Source organism: Streptosporangium sandarakinum (assembly GCF_050942225.1).
GTDB lineage: Bacteria > Actinomycetota > Actinomycetes > Streptosporangiales > Streptosporangiaceae > Streptosporangium > Streptosporangium nondiastaticum.
This window is the reverse complement of the sequence record NZ_CP192034.1, coordinates 5,514,688-5,532,768: the sequence shown is the minus strand read 5'-3', so window position 1 is coordinate 5,532,768 and position 18,081 is coordinate 5,514,688. Positions and strand designations below refer to the sequence as shown.

14 protein-coding genes are annotated in these 18,081 nt (G+C 72.3%); 7 read left to right on the top strand and 7 right to left on the bottom strand.

Annotated features, from left to right (window positions below; translation table 11 throughout):
• Positions 1-17 precede the first annotated feature (17 nt).
• The 4 genes from ACQP10_RS25790 to ACQP10_RS25775 all read right to left on the bottom strand — a co-directional run bounded on the left by ACQP10_RS25790 (position 18) and on the right by ACQP10_RS25775 (position 5,377).
• Complete coding sequence (locus tag ACQP10_RS25790; RefSeq protein WP_179828784.1) at positions 18-1,550, bottom strand: acyl-CoA carboxylase subunit beta; 1,533 nt, start codon at positions 1,548-1,550, stop codon at positions 18-20.
• A gap of 312 nt (positions 1,551-1,862) precedes the next feature.
• Positions 1,863-2,330 carry a spore-associated protein A gene (locus tag ACQP10_RS25785; RefSeq protein WP_433539886.1) on the bottom strand — a complete coding sequence of 156 codons (468 nt, stop codon included), beginning with the start codon at positions 2,328-2,330 and terminating at the stop codon, positions 1,863-1,865.
• A gap of 55 nt (positions 2,331-2,385) precedes the next feature.
• Positions 2,386-3,810 (bottom strand): serine/threonine-protein kinase, encoded by a 1,425-nt coding sequence (locus ACQP10_RS25780; RefSeq protein WP_433539885.1) that lies wholly within the window; start codon positions 3,808-3,810, stop codon positions 2,386-2,388.
• Between the two features lie 205 nt (positions 3,811-4,015).
• The gene (locus ACQP10_RS25775; RefSeq protein WP_392573006.1) at positions 4,016-5,377 is read right to left on the bottom strand and encodes an FAD-binding oxidoreductase; all 1,362 of its coding nucleotides are present in this window, start codon (positions 5,375-5,377) and stop codon (positions 4,016-4,018) included.
• 384 nt (positions 5,378-5,761) lie between these two features.
• Here ACQP10_RS25775 and ctaD point away from each other — a divergent pair, with 384 nt between their 5' ends.
• The 4 genes from ctaD to ACQP10_RS25755 all read left to right on the top strand — a co-directional run bounded on the left by ctaD (position 5,762) and on the right by ACQP10_RS25755 (position 12,112).
• Positions 5,762-7,435 carry an aa3-type cytochrome oxidase subunit I gene (gene ctaD, locus ACQP10_RS25770; RefSeq protein WP_346022783.1) on the top strand — a complete coding sequence of 558 codons (1,674 nt, stop codon included), beginning with the start codon at positions 5,762-5,764 and terminating at the stop codon, positions 7,433-7,435.
• Positions 7,436-7,876: 441 nt separating this feature from the next.
• Positions 7,877-10,648, top strand: a complete 2,772-nt coding sequence (locus ACQP10_RS25765) for an immune inhibitor A domain-containing protein (protein ID WP_346022782.1) — start codon at positions 7,877-7,879, stop codon at positions 10,646-10,648.
• Positions 10,649-10,808: 160 nt separating this feature from the next.
• A complete protein-coding gene (locus ACQP10_RS25760; protein WP_179827429.1) occupies positions 10,809-11,747 on the top strand; it encodes a diacylglycerol/lipid kinase family protein in 939 nt (312 codons plus the stop codon).
• 209 nt (positions 11,748-11,956) lie between these two features.
• A complete protein-coding gene (locus ACQP10_RS25755) occupies positions 11,957-12,112 on the top strand; it encodes a hypothetical protein (protein WP_179827431.1) in 156 nt (51 codons plus the stop codon).
• A gap of 60 nt (positions 12,113-12,172) precedes the next feature.
• On the opposite strand, the gene mads6 is transcribed toward ACQP10_RS25755, so the two are convergent.
• Positions 12,173-13,606 carry a methylation-associated defense system protein kinase MAD6 gene (gene mads6 / locus ACQP10_RS25750; RefSeq protein ID WP_346022781.1) on the bottom strand — a complete coding sequence of 478 codons (1,434 nt, stop codon included), beginning with the start codon at positions 13,604-13,606 and terminating at the stop codon, positions 12,173-12,175.
• A gap of 694 nt (positions 13,607-14,300) precedes the next feature.
• On the opposite strand from mads6, the gene ACQP10_RS25745 reads away from it, so the two are divergent.
• Together ACQP10_RS25745 and ACQP10_RS25740 are read left to right on the top strand one after the other, a co-directional pair.
• Complete coding sequence (locus tag ACQP10_RS25745) at positions 14,301-14,528, top strand: hypothetical protein (protein WP_386148427.1); 228 nt, start codon at positions 14,301-14,303, stop codon at positions 14,526-14,528.
• 222 nt (positions 14,529-14,750) lie between these two features.
• Positions 14,751-16,022 carry an RNA-guided endonuclease InsQ/TnpB family protein gene (locus ACQP10_RS25740; protein WP_433541941.1) on the top strand — a complete coding sequence of 424 codons (1,272 nt, stop codon included), beginning with the start codon at positions 14,751-14,753 and terminating at the stop codon, positions 16,020-16,022.
• Here the strand turns inward: ACQP10_RS25740 and ACQP10_RS25735 are convergent, their stop codons facing one another.
• Together ACQP10_RS25735 and ACQP10_RS25730 are read right to left on the bottom strand one after the other, a co-directional pair.
• Complete coding sequence (locus ACQP10_RS25735) at positions 16,023-16,199, bottom strand: hypothetical protein (protein ID WP_433539884.1); 177 nt, start codon at positions 16,197-16,199, stop codon at positions 16,023-16,025.
• Between the two features lie 106 nt (positions 16,200-16,305).
• A complete protein-coding gene (locus ACQP10_RS25730; protein ID WP_433539883.1) occupies positions 16,306-17,433 on the bottom strand; it encodes an MFS transporter in 1,128 nt (375 codons plus the stop codon).
• Between the two features lie 120 nt (positions 17,434-17,553).
• Between ACQP10_RS25730 and ACQP10_RS25725 the strand changes: the two genes are divergently transcribed.
• Positions 17,554-18,075 carry a winged helix-turn-helix transcriptional regulator gene (locus ACQP10_RS25725; protein ID WP_346022777.1) on the top strand — a complete coding sequence of 174 codons (522 nt, stop codon included), beginning with the start codon at positions 17,554-17,556 and terminating at the stop codon, positions 18,073-18,075.
• Positions 18,076-18,081 lie beyond the last annotated feature (6 nt).

Below are 18,081 nucleotides of genomic sequence, written 5' to 3'. Positions count from 1 at the left end.
GGGTCAGGGCCACGGGCTCACATCCGGAAGACGCCGAAGCCCGCGGGCTCCGGGACGGGGGCGTTGCCGACGGCCGACAGGCACAGGCCGAGGACGGTGCGGGTGTCGCGGGGGTCGATGACCCCGTCGTCGTACAGGCGGCCGGACAGGAAGAACGGCAGCGACTCGGCCTCGATCTGCCGCTCGACCATCTCGCGCATGGCCGCGTCGCCCGCCTCGTCGTAGTCCTGTCCCCGGGCCCGCGCCGCGGCGCGGCCCACGATGGACAGCACCCCGGCGAGCTGCGCCGGTCCCATGACGGCCGACTTCGCGCTCGGCCAGGTGAACAGGAACCGGGGGTCGTAGGCCCGGCCGCACATGCCGTAGTTGCCGGCGCCGTAGGAGGCGCCCATGACGACCGTGAGGTGCGGGACCGTCGAGTTGGCCACCGCGTTGATCATCATGGAGCCGTGCTTGATGATCCCGCCCTGCTCGTAGTCCGTGCCGACCATGTAGCCCGTGGTGTTCTGCAGGAAGACCAGCGGCGTGCGGGCCTGGTTCGCGAGCTGGATGAACTGGGCGGCCTTCTGGGACTCCTCGCTGAACAGCACGCCCCGGGCGTTGGCCAGGATCCCGATCGGGTGGCCGTGCAGCCGCGCCCAGCCGGTCACCAGGCTCGTGCCGTACAGCGGCTTGAACTCGTCGAACTCGCCGCCGTCCACGATCCGCACGATCACCTCGCGCGGGTCGAAGGGGACCCGCAGGTCTTCGGGAACGATGCCGAGCAGCTCGTCGGCGTCGTGGCGGGGCTCGCGCACCGGCCCGGGAGCCGGGCCCGCCCTGCGGTGGTTGAGGTTGCGCACGATCCGCCGCCCGATGCGCAGCGCGTCGTGCTCGTCGGCGGCGAGGTGGTCGGCGAGGCCGCTGACCCGGGCGTGCATCTCGGCGCCGCCCAGCGCCTCCTCCTCGGCCTCCTCACCGGTGGCCATCTTCACCAGCGGCGGCCCGCCCAGGAAGACCTTCGCCCGCTCGCGGACCATCACCACGTGGTCGCTCAGCCCGGGGACGTAGGCGCCGCCGGCGGTCGAGCTGCCGAACACCAGGGCGACGGTCGGGATCCCGGCGGCCGACAGCCGGGTCAGGTTCCGGAAGACCCGCCCACCGGGGATGAAGATCTCCTTCTGGGTGGGCAGGTCGGCCCCGCCCGACTCCACCAGGTTGATCAGCGGAAGCCGGTTGGCCAGGGCGATGTCGGCGGCGCGCAGCGTCTTGCGCAGCGTCCAGGGGTTGGTGGAGCCGCCCCGCACGGTGGGGTCGTTGGCGACGATCACGCACTCGACGCCCTCGACCACGCCGATCCCGGTGACCACGCTCGCCCCGACGGGGAACTCGGTGCCCCAGCCCGCCAGCGGCGAGAGCTCCAGGAAGGCCGAGTCGGGGTCGACGAGCAGCTCGATCCGCTCCCGGGCGAGCAGCCCGCCCCGCGCGCGGTGCCGTTCGACGTACTTCGGGCCGCCCCCGGCGACCGCCCTGGCGTGCTCGGCGTCGAGTTCGGCCAGTTTGGCGAGCATCGCCGCGCGCCGCGCCCGGTAGTCGTCCCCGGAGGTGTCCAGCCGGCTCACCGGGTGTCCCGCCCGGCGTCCGTCCGCCCGCCCCGCCTGCCCCGCCCGCCGCGCGCCGGGTGGTCCCGCCCGGCCGCCGTCCCAGAGTTGACGATCACCCCAGCAAGGTAGCCGACGCTCACGCGCTCCGACAGGGGCGATGACGCGTGTCGACGCGAAAGCGGAGAAGGCGCACGTGGGACGGCGGAAGGGATCGACCGGACCTCCCGCCGGCCCGGCCCGCGGCATGCCGCCGCGGACCCGGCCCGGTTTCTCCGGGGCTCAGCCGCAGTGGCTCCAGCCGCTCTTCCACGTCGCCGAGCCGTACGTGCCGCCCCAGATGACGCACTTGCCGGCGCCGGGGAGCCGCACCGGCCCGGCGTAGGCGGTGAAACTGCCCGGATTGCTGCCGGAGGAGCCGCCCTTCACCTGGAGGATCGCGTTCATGGAGATCTTCCCCGGGATCACGTACTTCGACATGGTCACCACGCAGTTGCGGCCCGCGCCGGAGCTGTAGAGCAGGTAGACGGTCGCCGAGGACGACAGGGCGTGGGAGTCGATCACCTTGTAGCCGGAGCCGCAGACGCCGGTCGCGGTGTAGGGGTTCGGCTTCGGCGGGGGCTTGGCCGTCGGTTTCGCGGTCGTGGGCGCCGGCTTCGGGGGGGAGCCGGTCGTCGGCTTGGCGGTGGCCCGCGGCGGCGCGGTGGCCGGCTTCTCGATGGAATCGGACGGCGGGTCGCCCGGCTCCACCGTGTCCGTGTCCGCCTCCGTGTCCGGGGCCGCGGTCTTCCGCGGACGCTCGCGGTCACCGGAGCCGCCGCCCGCCCTGGTGGCCGTCGGCTCGGCCGGCCTGGGCGGCTGGGGCGTGACCGTCCGCCCCCGGCCGGCCTGGGCGGTGGGTGAGGGGCTCGCCTTCGGCAGGGGCGACTCCCACGGCGCGGGCGGCTCGTCGGGGGTGAGCTCCGCCTCGGGCTCTCCGGTCTGCCGCGTGGGGTTCGGCGGCTCCGCGGTCCTGGCGGCCTCGGCGGCCGAGGTCCGCTCGTCGCCGTTGAGGATCACCACGGTGCCCGTGGCGACCGCCAGCGCGGCCACGCCCGCCACGCTCGCGAGCAGGAGGCCGCTCGGCCGGCGTGGTTTCGGCGCGGGCCTGCCCGGCCGGGCCGGATCGCCGGGGACGGCCGGGGCGGGAGCGCCGCCGGGGTGCGGGCCGCCGGGGGTGACCGGGCCGGGGCCGCCCCCGGAGTACGGGGGCCGGGAACGGCACCGGGGTGCGGGGGCCGGCGGCGGCCGGGGCGGGACCCGTCGGAGGCGGCGGGGCGGAGGCGGGACCGGCCGGAGGCGGCGGGGCGGAGGCGGGACCGGCCGGAGGCGGCGATGCGGGCCGTGCCCGCGAGGGCTGGTCCCCCAGGTGGGCGGGGGAGGGGATCGTCGCGCCCATCAGGTGGCCCACCAGCTCCTCGGCGGTGGGCCGGGCCGCCGGGTCCTTGGACAGGCACGCGGTCACCAGGGAACGCAGCTGCCCCTCCAGCGCGCCGAGGTCGGGTGCGGCGGTGAGGATCCGGTTCATCACCACCGGGATGGAGTCCGCGCCGAACGCGGGCTTGCCGGTCGCGGCGAAGACCATCGTGACGCCCCAGGCGAACACGTCGGCCGCGGCCGTCACCTCGCCGTCACCGAGCTGCTCGGGGGCGAGGTAGGACGGCGTGCCCACGGCCGTCCCGGTGGAGGTCAGGCCGGGGGAGTCCAGCGCCCTGGCGATGCCGAAGTCGATCACGACGGGGCCCTCCGGCCCCATCAGCACGTTGGCGGGCTTGAAGTCCCGGTGCAGGATCCCGGCCCGGTGGATCGCCGACAGCGCGGTGGCCGTGCTCATCGCGAGGCGGTCGAGCGCGGCGCCCCGGCGCGGGCCCTCGGTGAGGACCAGCTGCCGCAGCGACGGCCCCGGCACGTACTCGCTGACGACGTACGGCTGGCTGCCCGCCAGGTCGGCGTGGAGCACCGAGGCGGTGCAGAACCGGGCGACCCGCTGGGCGACCGAGACCTCCCGCAGGAACCGCGACCGGGCCTCGGGGTCGGACGCCAGGCCGTGGTGCAGGAGCTTGACGGCGACCTGCTCGCCCGCCGGCCCGCGCCCGAGGAAGACGACCCCCTGACCGCCCTCCCCCAGGCGGCCGGTCAGCTCGTACTGGCCCAGCCGCGGGGGATCCCCCGCTGAGAGCGGCTCTACCACGACGACCCCCGACAAAAACGAAAAACAGGTTTATGTGGGGCAGCACGCTACCAGCGTGAGCGCCGGGGCGGATGTTTTCCGCCGGACACCGCCGGTTCGGGCGGACCGCCGGAAATTCCGCGACCTCGGTGAACGGGCGCTCCGCCGTACCGGGACCCTCCCGGCGACCCGCCCGGACCAGCGGGAGGGCCGCCGGGAGCGCGGCTCAGATGGCCTTGCCGGGGTTGAGGATGCCGAGCGGGTCGAAGAGCCCCTTGATCCCGTGGTGCAGCTCCTCGGTGACCGGCCCGGTCTCCAGCGCCAGCCAGCGCCGCTTCAGCAGCCCGACACCGTGCTCGCCGGTGAGCGTGCCGCCCATGGCCAGCGCCTCCCGGAAGACCTCGTCGGCCGCGGCCCACACGTTCGGCGGCGGCTCGGACAGGGCGTGGTCGAAGATGAAGACCGGGTGCAGGTTGCCGTCACCGGCGTGGGCGACCGTGGCGATCAGGGCGTCATGCCGCGTCGCGATGGCCTCGATCTTCTCGATCATGAACGGCAGCGCCGAGCGCGGCACGCACACGTCCTCCACCAGGCACTTCCCCAGCTTCTCCTTGGCCTGGTAGGCCATCCGGCGGACCCAGATCAGCTCCTGGGCCTCCTCGGGGCTGGAGGAGGCCGCCACGAAGGACGCCCCGTTGGCCTCACACAGCTCCGCCATGCGCGCGGAGACGGCGTCGGCGTCGGCGGAGTCCGCCTGCCCGATCAGCATCGCCTTGGTGGCGGGCTCCAGTCCGATGCTCCGCCAGGCCTCGACGGCCTCCAGTGTGGTCCGGTCGAGCATCTCCAGCAGCGACGGCTGGCACCCGGCCGCGATGATCGCCGAGACCGCGGCGGCGGCGTCCCGCAGGGAGGTGAACTCGGCGGCGATCGTCGCCGGGTAGGAGGCCGGGGCGCGGCGCAGCCGTACGGTGGCCGCCGTGATGACCCCGAGCGTCCCCTCTGAGCCGATGAACAGGCCGGTCAAGTCGTAGCCCGTCACGCCCTTGACCGTGCGCCTGCCGGTGTCGATGACCCGCCCGTCGGCCAGGACGACCTCCAGGCCCAGCGCCGAGTCGCGGGTCACGCCGTACTTCACGCACCGCAGCCCGCCCGCGTTGGTGGCGAGGTTGCCGCCGATCGTGGAGATCTCGTAGGAGGAGGGGTCGGGCGCGTACATCAGCCCGTGCTCGCGGGCCGCCCTGTCCAGGTCGGCGGTGATGACGCCGGGCTCCACCACGGCGATCTCGTCGGCCGGGGACAGCTCCCGGATCGCGGTCATCTTGTGCAGCGCCAGCACCACGCCGCCGTCCACCGAGGTGGCCCCGCCCGCCAGGCCGGTCCCGGCGCCCCTCGGCACCACCGGCACCCGGTGCCGGGTCGCCCAGCGCATGACGGCCACCACGTCGTCGCGGGTCTCGGCGAGCACGACGGCCAGGGGCTTGCCCGGCTCCAGGAAGGTCCGGTCCCGGGCGTAGGAGTCGGTCACGTCGGGGTCGGTCAGGATCTTTCCGGGTGCGAGCGCGGCGGTGAGTTCGGTGATAGCAGTCACAAGGGGACTTTAAGCCCTCGGACCGGGCCGCCCGGACCGGGTGCCGGACGCGGCGGCGGGGGAGGGGCGCGGAGCGGGAGCGGGGACGGGGAGAGGCGCCGGGCGCGGAGGCGGGGGGAGACCCGGAGAGGGCGCGGAGAGGGCGGGGAGCGGGAGCGGGCGACCCGGGTGCGGATGCGGTCCGGCCCGGTGCGAGAATTCCAGAAACAAGGGCGAATTATCCCTATAAATGCCATTTTCGGAATTGATTGCCTTACTAAGAGGATTAGTTGACTATGTAGCTCCTCGTGCCGTGTGTTCTGATTGTCCGGACCGGGCAGATGGCTGGTGAACGAACGGGGAGTTCCGCCGTATCCGGCTGTCGCCAACCGGAAGGAGCCGGCTGTGACATCTGTGCAGCAGCGGCCCGCGCTCGCGCCCACCGCCAGGGGGTCGCTGATCGTGTCGTGGCTGACCACGACCGACCACAAGATCATCGGGAACCTCTACCTGATCACGTCGTTCGTGTTCTTCGTGCTCGCCGGGCTCATGGCGATGGTCATCCGCGCGGAGCTGCTCCAGCCCGGCATGCAGTTCGTCACCCAGGAGCAGTACAACCAGATGTTCACCATGCACGGCGCGGTGATGCTGCTGCTGTTCGCCACGCCGCTGTTCGCCGGCTTCGCCAACGCGATCATGCCGCTGCAGATCGGCGCGCCGGACGTGGCCTTCCCCCGGCTGAACATGGTGAGCTACTGGCTGTTCGCCTTCGGCGGGATCATCGCCGTCTCGGGGTTCCTCACCCCGGGCGGCGCGGCCAGCTTCGGCTGGTTCGCCTACACCCCGCTGTCGAGCACGGTCAGCTCGCCCGGTGTCGGCGGCGACCTGTGGATCGTCGGCCTGGTCATCAGCGGCCTGGGCACGATCCTCGGCTCGGTCAACTTCATCACCACGATCATCTGCATGCGCGCTCCCGGCATGACCATGTTCCGGATGCCCATCTTCACCTGGAACACGCTGCTCACCTCGATGATGGTGCTGATGGCCTTCCCGGTGCTCGCCGCCGCCCTGCTGGCCCTGCTGATCGACCGGAAGTTCGACGCCCAGATCTACGCCCCGGCCACCGGCGGGCCGATCCTGTGGCAGCACCTGTTCTGGTTCTTCGGCCACCCCGAGGTCTACATCATCGCGCTGCCGTTCTTCGGCATCATCACCGAGGTCCTCCCGGTCTTCAGCCGCAAGCCCATCTTCGGCTACATCGGCCTGGTCGGCGCGACCATGGCCATCGCGGGGCTGTCGATGACCGTGTGGGCGCACCACATGTTCCCGACCGGCCAGGTGCTGCTGCCGTTCTTCTCGTTCATGACGTTCCTCATCGCGGTCCCGACCGGCGTGAAGTTCTTCAACTGGACCGGCACCATGTGGCGCGGCCACCTGGTCTTCGCCACACCCATGCTGTTCGCCGTCGGCTTCCTGGTCACGTTCCTGTTCGGCGGCCTGACCGGCGTCATCCTGGGCTCGCCGCCGCTGGACTTCCACGTGACCGACTCCTACTTCGTGGTGGCGCACTTCCACTACGTCGTCTTCGGCACCGTGGTGTTCGCGATGTTCGCGGGCTTCTACTTCTGGTGGCCCAAGCTGACCGGGCGGATGATGAACGAGAAGCTCGGAAAGATCCACTTCTGGCTGCTGTTCATCGGCTTCCACACCACCTTCCTGGTCCAGCACTGGCTGGGCGCGGCCGGTTTCCCGCGCCGCTACGCCGACTACAGCCCGACCGACGGCTTCACCGGCCTGAACATGATCTCCTCGATCGGGGCGTTCATCCTCGGCGCCTCCACGCTGCCGTTCTTCTACAACGTCTGGTGGTCCTACCGCCACGCGGACCGGGTCACCATGGACGACCCCTGGGGGTTCGGCAACTCCCTGGAGTGGGCGACCTCCTGCCCGCCGCCGCGGCACAACTTCACCTCGCTGCCGCGCATCCGGTCCGAGCGGCCGGCCTTCGACCTGCACCACCCCAGGGTGAAGCCCCAGCCGCGCCAGCTCGATCCGACCGCCCCGCAGGAGGAGATCTGACCGCTCGCGCGGCCGGGTGCCCGGCGGGCCGGTCCCGGCCGTCCCGGACGGGGAGACCCGGGACCGCCCGGCCCCTCCCGTCCCTTCCGTCTCTTCCGCCCCTCCCGGCCTGACGTCGCGCTGACGCCGTCCTGACGCCCCGGCACTCCGGTGCCGGGGCGTCGCCGTGTCCGGGGTCCCGGCCCGTCCCCCGTGTCCCGCCCGCCGTACGGTCCGCCCGCCGTACGGTTCACCGTCTTCGACCTGCCGATTAGCCTTCGATAAAAGATCAAGGACCGACATAACGTATTTACGCGACAAAAGGCTCTCAATTACAGTTTCGCAACATAAAGCCGACGTCTTTACTCCTGCTTTACCTTCTCGTCTAACGTCCCCGTCGGCGCGTGCACACGGCACGCAGGGATGTCCGCGCCCGGCGAACCCGGGCAGGGAGGGTATGCGTTGTCCAGCAGAGGCAGAGGCATCCGCAGGCGCGTTCTCGCGCTGGTGCCTGTCGTCGGCCTGGCCGCCGCGGGACTGGCCGTCGGCGGCCAGTCGGCGCAGGCCGACACTTCGGTCGCCCGGTACCAGCCGACCGCGGCCGATTACTACATCAACTACGCGCCGCCCAGGGAAGAGCCGGAGGTGGCCGACCCGGCCGTCCCCGGCTCGCGCGCCAAGGCGCGTCAGGCCACCGCGGCGAAGAAGGTCAACCGCAAGTATTCCGAGGGCAACCCCGCCGCGGCCCGGGTGCTGGCCGCCCGTGAGGCCCAGGCGATCAAGACCGGGCTCAACCCGGCCGAGTTCCTGTTCAAGAAGTCGAAGGTCGTCAAGCAGGCCAAGCTCCTCACCCTTCTGGTGGAGTTCGACGACAAGGCCAACGACGACTTCTCGGGCTTCAGCCGTCCCAAGAGCGTGACCGACGACACGTGCGTGACCGAGCCGCCGGGCACCCTGCTCAACGGCCCGCTGCACAACAAGATCCCCGACCCGGCGAAGCTGGCGAACAAGGACAACAACAGCTTCTGGGTGCCGGACTTCAGCCCCGAGCACTTCAACAAGATGCTTTACAGCTCCAAGGGCATCACCGAGCGGGTCCGCCCCGACCTGACCGACCCCCGGGACGGTCGCAAGGGCATCGACATCTCCGGCTACACCATGAAGAACATGTACGAGGAGATGTCCAAGGGCGCCTACACCGTCAGCGGTCAGGCGAGCCCGTGGATCAAGGTTCCGCACTCGGAGGCCTACTACGGCGCCCGCGCCTGCGGCCAGGAGCCCCAGGACATGAGCGGTCACCCGAGCAACCCGCTCGGCCCGGGCCAGCTCGCCATCGACGCGGTCAACTCCCTCGCCGCCGCCGACCCGAACTTCCCCTGGGCCGACTACGACGTCGAGGACGTCGCCGACGCCGACGGTGACGGCAACTTCGCCGAGCCCGACGGCGTGGTGGACCACCTGGTGCTGGTCCACGCCGGCAAGGACAAGTCCTCCGACGGCGGCGCCGAGGGTCCCTACGCGATCTGGGCGCACTCCAGCGCGGTGGCCGGCGGCTACAAGGTGCCCGGCAAGGACGTGAAGATCTCCAACTACATCGTCCAGCCGGAGGACTCCGGAGTCGGCGTCTTCGCCCACGAGTACGGCCACGACCTGGGCCTGCCGGACCTGTACGACACCACCGGCCAGGGATCCTCCGCGGTCGACTTCTGGGACCTGATGTCCAGCGGCTCGCACAGCGGCCCGATCTTCCAGTCCATGCCCACCCACATGGGCATCTGGGACAAGTGGGTCCTCGGCTGGGCCAACCCCAAGGTTTTCAACGCCGGTGACTCCTCCCGTCTCGTGACGATCGGCCAGGCGTCGCGCACGCCCAAGCTCACCCAGGACGGCGTCCGGGTGAACGTGCCCAGCGCGCCGCTGAAGATGATCGAGCCGCACAGCGGCACCAAGATGTGGTGGTCCAACCTCGACCAGGAGTGGGGCGACGTCAAGCTCGCCCGCGACGTCCAGGTCCCGGCCGGCTCCGACGTGAAGTTCTGGCTCTGGAACAACTACGAGATCGAGCAGGACTGGGACTTCGGCTTCGTCGAGGCGTCCACCGACGGCGGCTCCACCTGGAGCCAGCTGAAGGTCTACACCGAGGGCGGCGCCCTGGTCTCGACCGGCGACGACTACCCCGACCCGAACAAGAACCTCGCCAAGTTCAACAACCGCAAGTACGGCCTCACCGGCAACACCGACGGCTGGCGGCACGACTACGTCGACCTGGCCCCGTTCGCGGGCAAGAACATCAAGCTGCGCCTGGTCTACAACACCGACGCGGCCTTCACCCCGCGCAGCTGGCACGTGGACGACTTCGCGCTCACCAACGGCGGCCAGACCGTCTGGAGCGACGACGTCGAGGGCGGCAACAACGGCTGGACCACCAGCGGCGGCACCTTCACCAACACCCACGGCCAGGGCTGGATCGTCAACGACGGCTACCGCGAGATCTCCCGCTTCTACCTCGCGGAGTGGCGCAACTTCGACGGCTTCGACAAGGGCCTGCAGTACACCTACACCACCAACTACTCCCGTGACGGCGCGTGGAAGGTGGAGAAGGTCAAGTACAACGCGCCCGGCATGCTGGTGTGGTACCGCGACTCGACCTACACCAACAACTCCATCGTCAACAACCTGGACCTGGCGCCGAGCATCGGCTCCAAGGGCAGCCTCCTCCTGGTCGACTCCCACTTCGATCCGCTCCGCCGGAACGGCGAGGGGGCGCAGAAGGACCCGACCGTGCTGAAGAACCTGCCCGGCCGTATGCAGACCTCGAACGCGGCGTTCTCCTTCGGTAAGACCTACCCCTTCACCGAGTGCATCGAGGGTGCGAACGAGCCGTTCAGCACCTACTGCAGCAAGCTGCCGGCCCAGAACGGGGTGAGCGAGTTCACCGACGCCAAGACCTGGTACCCGGGCTTCGAGTTCCGTGACGGTGGCCTCTACTACCGCGACTTCGACGCCTCGGTGGTCGTCCCGTCCAAGGGCGACCAGCGCTACAGCACCCGGGTCGTCAACCCCGACGGCACCCCGGCCACCGACCTGTACGGCACCGACCTGGGCGACGGCCAGGTCCTCGGCTCCGGCAACCCCGGCGACGAGGGCAAGGCGCTGGGTGTGAAGCTCAAGCTGGTCACCCCGCTGCCCGGCAACCTCGGGGCGATCATCCAGGTGACCCCGCCGTCCAAGTGACCCGGAAGGTCCGCCTGACCGCCTGACCGCCCGGTCCCGGGCCGTCCGGACCACCCGGACGGCCCGGATCACCGGCCGGAGAACCGTGTATGGCCCCGCCGTCACCGACGGCGGGGCCATACCATTTGAGCGGCAGGAACGCCGAGGCGGAGAGGGACACGTGGCAGAGCTCCGAAGCAAGGCCGAGCACACCGAGGCCATCCGGACGAAGGGCAGGGTCTGCCTGGTCGTCAACACGCGTTCGCGCCGCGGCCGCCGCCTCTTCCCCGAGGTCGTCCGCGCGCTGCACGCGGAGGGTTTCAAACCGGTCCGCACCTTCACCGTCGACGACCCCCGCGCCCTGCGGGCCACGCTGGACGCGGCGCTGGACGAGCGCCCCGACCTGCTGGCCGTCGGCGGCGGCGACGGCACGCTCAGCGCCGCGGTCAAGCACGTCGCCCACCGCGACGTCGCCCTCGGCCTGCTGCCGCTGGGCACCACCAACAACTTCGCCCGCAGCCTCGGCCTCCCGCTGGACCTGCCCGGGGCGGTCCGGGTGTTCCGCACCGGCAAGGTCGCCGACATCGACCTGGGCGTCGCGGGTGACCGGGAGTTCGCCAACCTCGCCAGCTTCGGCGTCTCCGTCGAGGTGGCCGGCAAGGTGCGGCCCTGGCTCAAGCGCGTCCTCGGGCGCCCGGCCTACCCCCTGACCGCCCTGACGATCCTCCCCGGGCACCGGCCCTTCCGCGCCGCCATCACGGTGGACGGCCACCGCCACGAGCTGCTCACCCACCAGCTCAACATCGCCAACGGCCGCTTCCACGGCGGCTGGCAGGTGGCCAGGGACATCAGCATCGACAACGGCCTGCTCGTCGCCTACCAGCTAGGCTCGGGCAAGCGCCTCCGGCTGGTCGTGGAGACCCTGATCCGCGCCGCCACCGGCCGCTGGCGCAGCCTCGCGGGCGGCCCCTTCGTCGTCGGCCGGGAGATGCTCCTGGAGACCGACCCGCCGATGGCCGCCGACGTCGACGGCGAGGTCCGCCTGATGACGCCGATCACCATCCGGACCATCCCGAACGGCCTGCGGGTGATGGTCCCCGAGGAGTTCGTCGACTCCTGAGCGTCCGCTCCCGGGCCGCCCGGTGGCCCGGCTCCAGGCGGCCCGGGAGCGCCGAGCCGCCCGCTCCGCCGTTCCCCGCGCCGTTCTCCGTACCCTTTCCGTGCCGCTTCCGCGCCCCGTTCCGGGCTCCCGGGACGGGCACTCCGGATTGGACGGGGATCGCCGGGGAAGCTCTCTTCGGAAAGCGATGGGAGGACACGATGGCGACCATGATCGACCGTATCCGGCGATACCTGGCCAGCCCGCAGGGCCGCAGGACCGTCGAGCGGGTCAAGGTGATGGCCCGGGACCCGCGCAACCAGCAGCGGGCACGCGAGCTGATGGCCCGCATCCGGGGGAACCGGGCCGCAGGGCCCCGGCGTTAGGTTCCGTTTCGGGGGTCGCCGCCGTAGCGAGGCGGTCCACCGAGCGGAACCCGGCCGCCGTTACGTGCGGCGGCCGGACAGGCGGCGGAACCTGCCGCGGATCCGGTCGAGCAGCACGGTGTCGCGTTCCGTCGCCCGCTCCCCGGGCGGCAGCCCCGCCCGTGCCCGCCGCAGGTCCTCAAGGGCCTCGGCGGCGCCCGGCCGCTTGTCCGGGGAGTGGTCGCGCATCCGCCGCAGCAGGTCCGTCACCTGTGGCGGGACGTCGTCCAGCGGGGCCTCGGCGCCCGGGCTCCCCGACGGCAGCCGCCCGGCGAGCAGGTGGAAGCCGATGACCCCCGCCGCGTACACGTCGGAGGCGGCCGTCATCCGCTCGGGCCCGGCGTGGCACTCGGGGGCGACGTAGGGGGTGTCGAGGACGTTGGGCAGTTCGCTGGCCACCGTGTACGGCCGGGGGCCGGGCTTGGCGTAGTCGAACCCGGTCAGCATCGCCCGGCCCTCCTCGGTCACCAGCACCCACGCGGGGCTGAGCGCCCGGTGGATGACGTTGTTGGCGTGGACGTGGGCCAGGCCCGCCAGCGTGTCCTCCAGCACGTCGAGCCGGGCGGCGGTGGGCAGCGCCCGCCGGGACGCGCTCAGGCGCAGCTGCAGGGCCTGGCCGTGCACGTCGTCGAGGACCAGCACGAACCGGCTCTCGTCGTCGACGGCGAAGAAGTCCCGCGCGCGGACGACGCACGGGTGAGGCGGGATCCTGGTGAGGGCCTGGTAGGCGTTGGTGATCAGCCGCCGCTCGGCCGCGCGCGGCTCCTCCTCGGCCAGCGGGTCGGCCCGGTACACCCGCAGCAGCACCGTCTCGCTGCCCGGGACCGTGGCGTTGAACGCGCGGTACTCGGTGACCCGGGCGTCCCCGCCGAGCTCCTCCTCCACCTCCCAGTTGCCGAACCGCGGCGGCGCGGTGGACCGCCGCACGGAGCCGTTCAGCGCCTCCAGGATCGCGGTCCGGTACGGCACGGCGTCGGGGGTGCAGCCCCGCCTGATCCGGGAGACGTCGCGCAGCGTGGGGATCAGCCCGTCGAGGTCGGTGACGTGCCGCAGGTCACGGCCGGCCGGGTCGACCAGTTCGGCGTCGGGCCCGGTCAGCACGACGAGGCTGTCGACGTACACCCGCTCCAGCTCCCGGCGCTGCCGGACCAGCAGGCCCTTCAGCGCCCGCCCGGTGCCGCGCAGCTTGGTCACGGGGGAGCCGAACGCCTCCCGCCGCGCCGGGAACCACCGCGAGCCGGCGACCTCGATCCGCCCGCGCGTCCCCTTGACGTCGATCACGCACAGGGAGTGGCCGGTCAGGACCACCAGGTCCACCTCGAAGACGTCGCCGTCGCGCGGCACCTCGATGTTGTGCAGTAGCAGCCAGTCGTCGGGGGCGTTGTCCCGCAGATGGGCGATCACCCGTCGCTCGGCGTCGTTGACCGGGCGTCCGCCGCCGACGATCTGTGCCATTTCTAGCGTGCCGCCCTTCCCATCGCGTTAGGCAAGTAGAGCAAGGGTCTCATGATCTGGCGTAACAGACTTTCCACGCGACCCGACACGCCCCGTGTCCCGTGTCCCGTGTCCCGTGTCCCGTGTCCGAGGACCGAGGACCGAGGACTGTGTCCAGAGGACCGGCCGCCGGTTCCGCCATCGGTCCGCCGCCGGTTCCGCCATCGGTCCGCCGCCGGTTCCGCCGCCGGGGTGGGAGCGGGCTGACGCGGAGAGCCGCGGAGAGCGGCGTCGAGCTTCACTTTCATACCCTCGCCCCGGAATGACCTAGTCTGTCGGCCGTTGCTCTCACGGTGATCGGAACGGCGGGCGGTCATGGGTGTTCTGACGGCGGCGGCCTTCGCGGTCACCGCCCTACTGCTGGTGGGCGGGTTCGCCGTGGTCACCCGGCGGCTGCTCGACCTGCGGTTCGGGGTCGTCCGCACGCTCCTGGCCGGGGGACTGGTGGCCCTGGTCCTCGGGCCGCTGATGAAGGCGTTCTCCGGTGCGGTTGACGTGAACGACCAGGGCGTCACACCGCTACCGCCTGGCCCGGACGCTGGAGCGGCGCACCCGGTGGGGCCGCGCCTTCAGCGTCGGCGACCTGCCCCAGGGGTTCGCCGAGGCGGTCCGGGAGGAGCTGGACTTCCGCATCGAGACGGCGAACATGGCCGCGGTGGCCGCCGCCTCCGCCGGGGAGCCGGTACGGGTGCCCGTGCCGTACCCGGCGCTGTCGGGGCGGCGGGTGCTCGGCGCGCTGGACCGGGGTGACCCGCTCGGGGTGAGCGACGCGCTGCTGCTCGGCGCCGACCCGGGTCCGCCGGTCACCGCCGACGTCGGTCTCCACCAGCTCATCGGCTACCGAAATGCGGGTCAGTGCTCCGGTCTTCAGGCCGGGGGGTGAAGGCCCGCGCGGGAGTGCCCGCCAGGGCGCGAGCGTGTCCTGACCTTCCCGCTCTTGCCGTTCGGCCCACCAGGCGTAGGGCACCGGGACGGCGAAGGGCCGGCCATCCGCGTTCGACGATGGTGTGCTCGCCGGGGTGGTGGGCGGCGTGGGCGCGGGCGCCGATGTGTTCACGGATCGCCCGGATTCCCCTACGCCCGGTCATGGTCGAGTGGCACGATGATGGCCGTGCGGCTTCGTTCCCGGTACCGGCTCTACCCGGACGCCGCCCAGCGCCAGGCGCTGGCGCGGGCCTTCGGGTGCGCCCGCGTGGTGTTCAACGACGGGCTGCGCGCACGCCAGACGGCCCGCGAGGCGGGCCTGCCGTACGTCTCGGATGGGGAGTTGTCGAAGAGGGTCATCACCGAGGCGAAGAAGACGCCCGAACGGGCATGGCTGGGTGAGGTGTCGGCCGTCCTGCTTCAGCAGGCGCTCGCCGATCTGAACACCGCCTACCGGAACTTCTTCGCCTCGGTCGCCGGGAAGCGGAAGGGTCCGAAGGTCGCGCCGCCCCGGTTCCGGTCGAAGAAGGACAACCGGCAGGCGGTTCGCTTCACCAAGAACGCCCGGTTCTCGATCACGGCGGGCGGGAGGCTGCGCCTGCCGAGGATCGGGGACGTGCCGGTGCGCTGGTCACGCAGCCTGCCGTCGGAGCCGTCGTCGGTGACCGTGGTCAAGGACGCGGCGGGCCGGTACTTCGCGTCGTTCGTGGTCGAGACGACCGACGAGCCGCTACCGGAAACGGTGGCCGAGGTGGGCATCGACCTGGGGCTGACGCACTTCGCGGTCACCTCGGACGGCTCGAAGGTGGACAACCCGCGCTTCCTGCGCCGGGCGGAGCGCCGCCTGCGCAAGGCCCAGCAGGCCCTTGGCCGCACGGTGAAGGGGTCGAACAACCGCGCCAAGGCCGTCGTCAAGGTCGCGCGGGCGCACGCCCGGGTGGCCGACGCGCGCCGGGACTTCGCCCACAAGCTCTCTGCCGCGTTGATCCGCGACAACCAAGCGATCTACGTGGAGAACCTGTCGGTGAGGGGCCTGGCGCGCACGAGGCTGGCCAAGAGCGTCCATGACGCGGGCTGGTCGCAGTTCACGGCCATGCTGGAGTACAAGGCCGCCCGGTACGGGCGGACCTTCGCGAAGATCGACCGCTGGTTCCCGTCGTCGAAGCTGTGCTCGGCGTGCGGAGCGCTTGCTGACAAGATGCCGTTGAACGTCCGGTCATGGACTTGTGCCTGTGGCGCGGCTCACGACCGGGACGTCAACGCGGCGATCAACATCCTGGCCGCCGGACGGGCGGACAGGCCAAACGCCTGTGGAGGGGCGGTTGGACCACCGCTTGCGGTGGCACGACCCGGCGAAGCAGGAACCCACTCCAAGCTGCCCGCGTTCTCGGCGGCCTGGCAGGGGAGAATCCCCGCCCTTCAAGGCGGGGAGGACGTCAAAACCTGCTGGTGATCAGCGCGATCCTCGCGCTGCGGGTGCTGGTGGTCGTGTTCCGCCGAGACCGGTGAGCCGCGCGGCGGCCGCGATCCCGGCGCCGGCCGCGGCCGCCACCAGGGCGCAGGCCAGCAGGGCGATGTCGGTGCCCGTCCGCGGGCCCGCCGCGCCGACCACCGCGGCCACCAGCGCCACGCCCAGCGTCGAGCCGACGTAGCGGGCGGTGTTGCCCGCCCCGACCCCATCCCGGCCCGGTGGGCGGGCACGCTCTCGATCGCCAGCCGGGTGAGCGCCGCGTTGATCAGGCCGCTGCCCGTCCCGGCGACGACCAGCCCGGCCGCCACCCGGGCCCAGGGGCGTGGGCGGCGGCGCCCAGCATCGCGAGCGTGCCCGCGGCCGACAGCAGCAGCCCCAGCGCCAGGCCGCCGCCGCCGGTCAGCGGCAGGCGGCGGGCCTGCAGGGCGGTCAGGAACGAGACCCCCGACCAGCCGGCCAGCAGCACGGCGCCGCCCAGCGGGGTCAGGCCCCGGGAGAGCTGCAGCGCCGCCGGCAGGAAGCTCATCAGCCCGACCACGACCGTCCCGACGACGAGCGCCCCGCCGGTGGAGACGACGAACAGGGGATGCCGGAACAGCCCCAGGTCGAGCAGGGGGAGCCGGCGGCGCCGTTCGACCGCGACGAAGAAGCCCAGCAGCAGCGCCGCGGCGGCGAAGGCGACGGCCACGACCGGCCGGTCCCAGCCGGCGCGTCCCTCGGTGACGGCGGTGACCAGCGCGGCGAGGCCCGAGGCCAGCAGGAGCGCACCCGGCACGTCCGGCGGCCGGCGCGTCGCGGCCCGCGACTCCGGCAGCCGGCCGGCCGCCGTCAGCGCCAGAGCCGCCGAGGCCGCGGCGACCACCCAGTGGGCCGCCCGCCAGCTCACCGCGGTGGCCAGCACGCCGGAGAGCAGCGGCCCGACGGCGATGCCCAGGCCGATCATGGCCCCGTAGCGGCCGGTGGCGCGCAGGCGCCCGGGACCGCCGGGGAAGGCGTGCCCGAGGACGCCCAGGCCGGCGGTGAGCACCGCCGCGCTGGCGGCTCCCTGCGCCACCCGGGCGGCGACGAACATCCCGGTCCCGGTCGCCAGGGCCGCCGCCACGGCGGTGGCGGCCAGCGTCCACAGCCCGGCGAGGTAGACGCGCCGCCGTCCGTAGGCGTCGGCCGCGTCCCCGGTGACCAGCAGCGCCGCCGCCAGGCCCAGCGAGATGCCGTTCAGCAGCCAGGCCGGCCCCGTGGGACCCGAGCCGAGGTCCCGGACCATCTGGGGCAGCGTCGCCGCCGGGACGGTGTAGTTGACCAGCGCCAGCAGTGGCGCGGCGCAGGCGAGCGCGAGGGTCGGGCCGGGGGCCGGGGCGGTGTCCGGGGCGCGCCCGGGCGCGGCGATCGTCATGGGGAAGCCTCCAAGGTTCATTCAATGAACTGATGGAGACCGTAGCACGCGTCAGTTCGGTGAATGAACCTGCATCGGTCGCGCGGCGCGTGGGTTCGGTGAGCGAACTAGCATGGGGTCATGGCGCTCGGCAAGAACTACGAAGGGCAGGACTGCTCCCTCGCCCGTGCCCTGGAGCTCGTCGGGGAGCGCTGGACGCTGCTGGTGGTCCGCGACGCGCTGTACGGCGTGCGCCGCTACGGCGACTTCCTCGCCCACCTCGACATCCCGCGGGCCGTCCTGTCGCAGCGGCTCCAGACGCTGGTGGACGCCGGGGTGCTGGAGCGGGTCCGCTACTCGCAGTCACCCCCGCGCGACGAGTACGTCCTGACCGCGATGGGCCGCGAGCTGTGGGGCCCGGTGTACCTGCTCGCCCAGTGGGGCGAGCGGAACCTCTCGAAGGCCGGCCCCCGCCGGGTCTTTCACCACGTCACCTGCGGCGCCCGCATCGACCCCCACGGGCTCTGCCCCTCGTGCGGCGGGCGTCCCCCTCTGGAGGAGACCGAGGTACGGCCCGGCCCCGGCGCCGACCCCTTCCGCGACGACCCGGTCAGCGTGGCCCTGCGCCGCCCCCACCGGATGCTCGGCCCGCTGCCGGGCTGACCGGCC

Excerpts from the sequence above, each read along its gene's own strand:
- ACQP10_RS25790 (WP_179828784.1), bottom strand. The coding sequence starts at position 1,550 with ATGCTCGCCAAACTGGCCGAACTCGACGCCGAGCACGCCAGGGCGGTC.
- ACQP10_RS25755 (WP_179827431.1), top strand. The coding sequence starts at position 11,957 with ATGATCGACCGTATCCGGCGATACCTGGCCAGCCCGCAGGGCCGCAGG.
- mads6 (WP_346022781.1), bottom strand. The coding sequence starts at position 13,606 with ATGGCACAGATCGTCGGCGGCGGACGCCCGGTCAACGACGCCGAGCGA.
- ACQP10_RS25740 (WP_433541941.1), top strand. The coding sequence starts at position 14,751 with ATGGCCGTGCGGCTTCGTTCCCGGTACCGGCTCTACCCGGACGCCGCC.
- ACQP10_RS25730 (WP_433539883.1), bottom strand. The coding sequence starts at position 17,433 with ATGACGATCGCCGCGCCCGGGCGCGCCCCGGACACCGCCCCGGCCCCC.
- ACQP10_RS25725 (WP_346022777.1), top strand. The coding sequence starts at position 17,554 with ATGGCGCTCGGCAAGAACTACGAAGGGCAGGACTGCTCCCTCGCCCGT.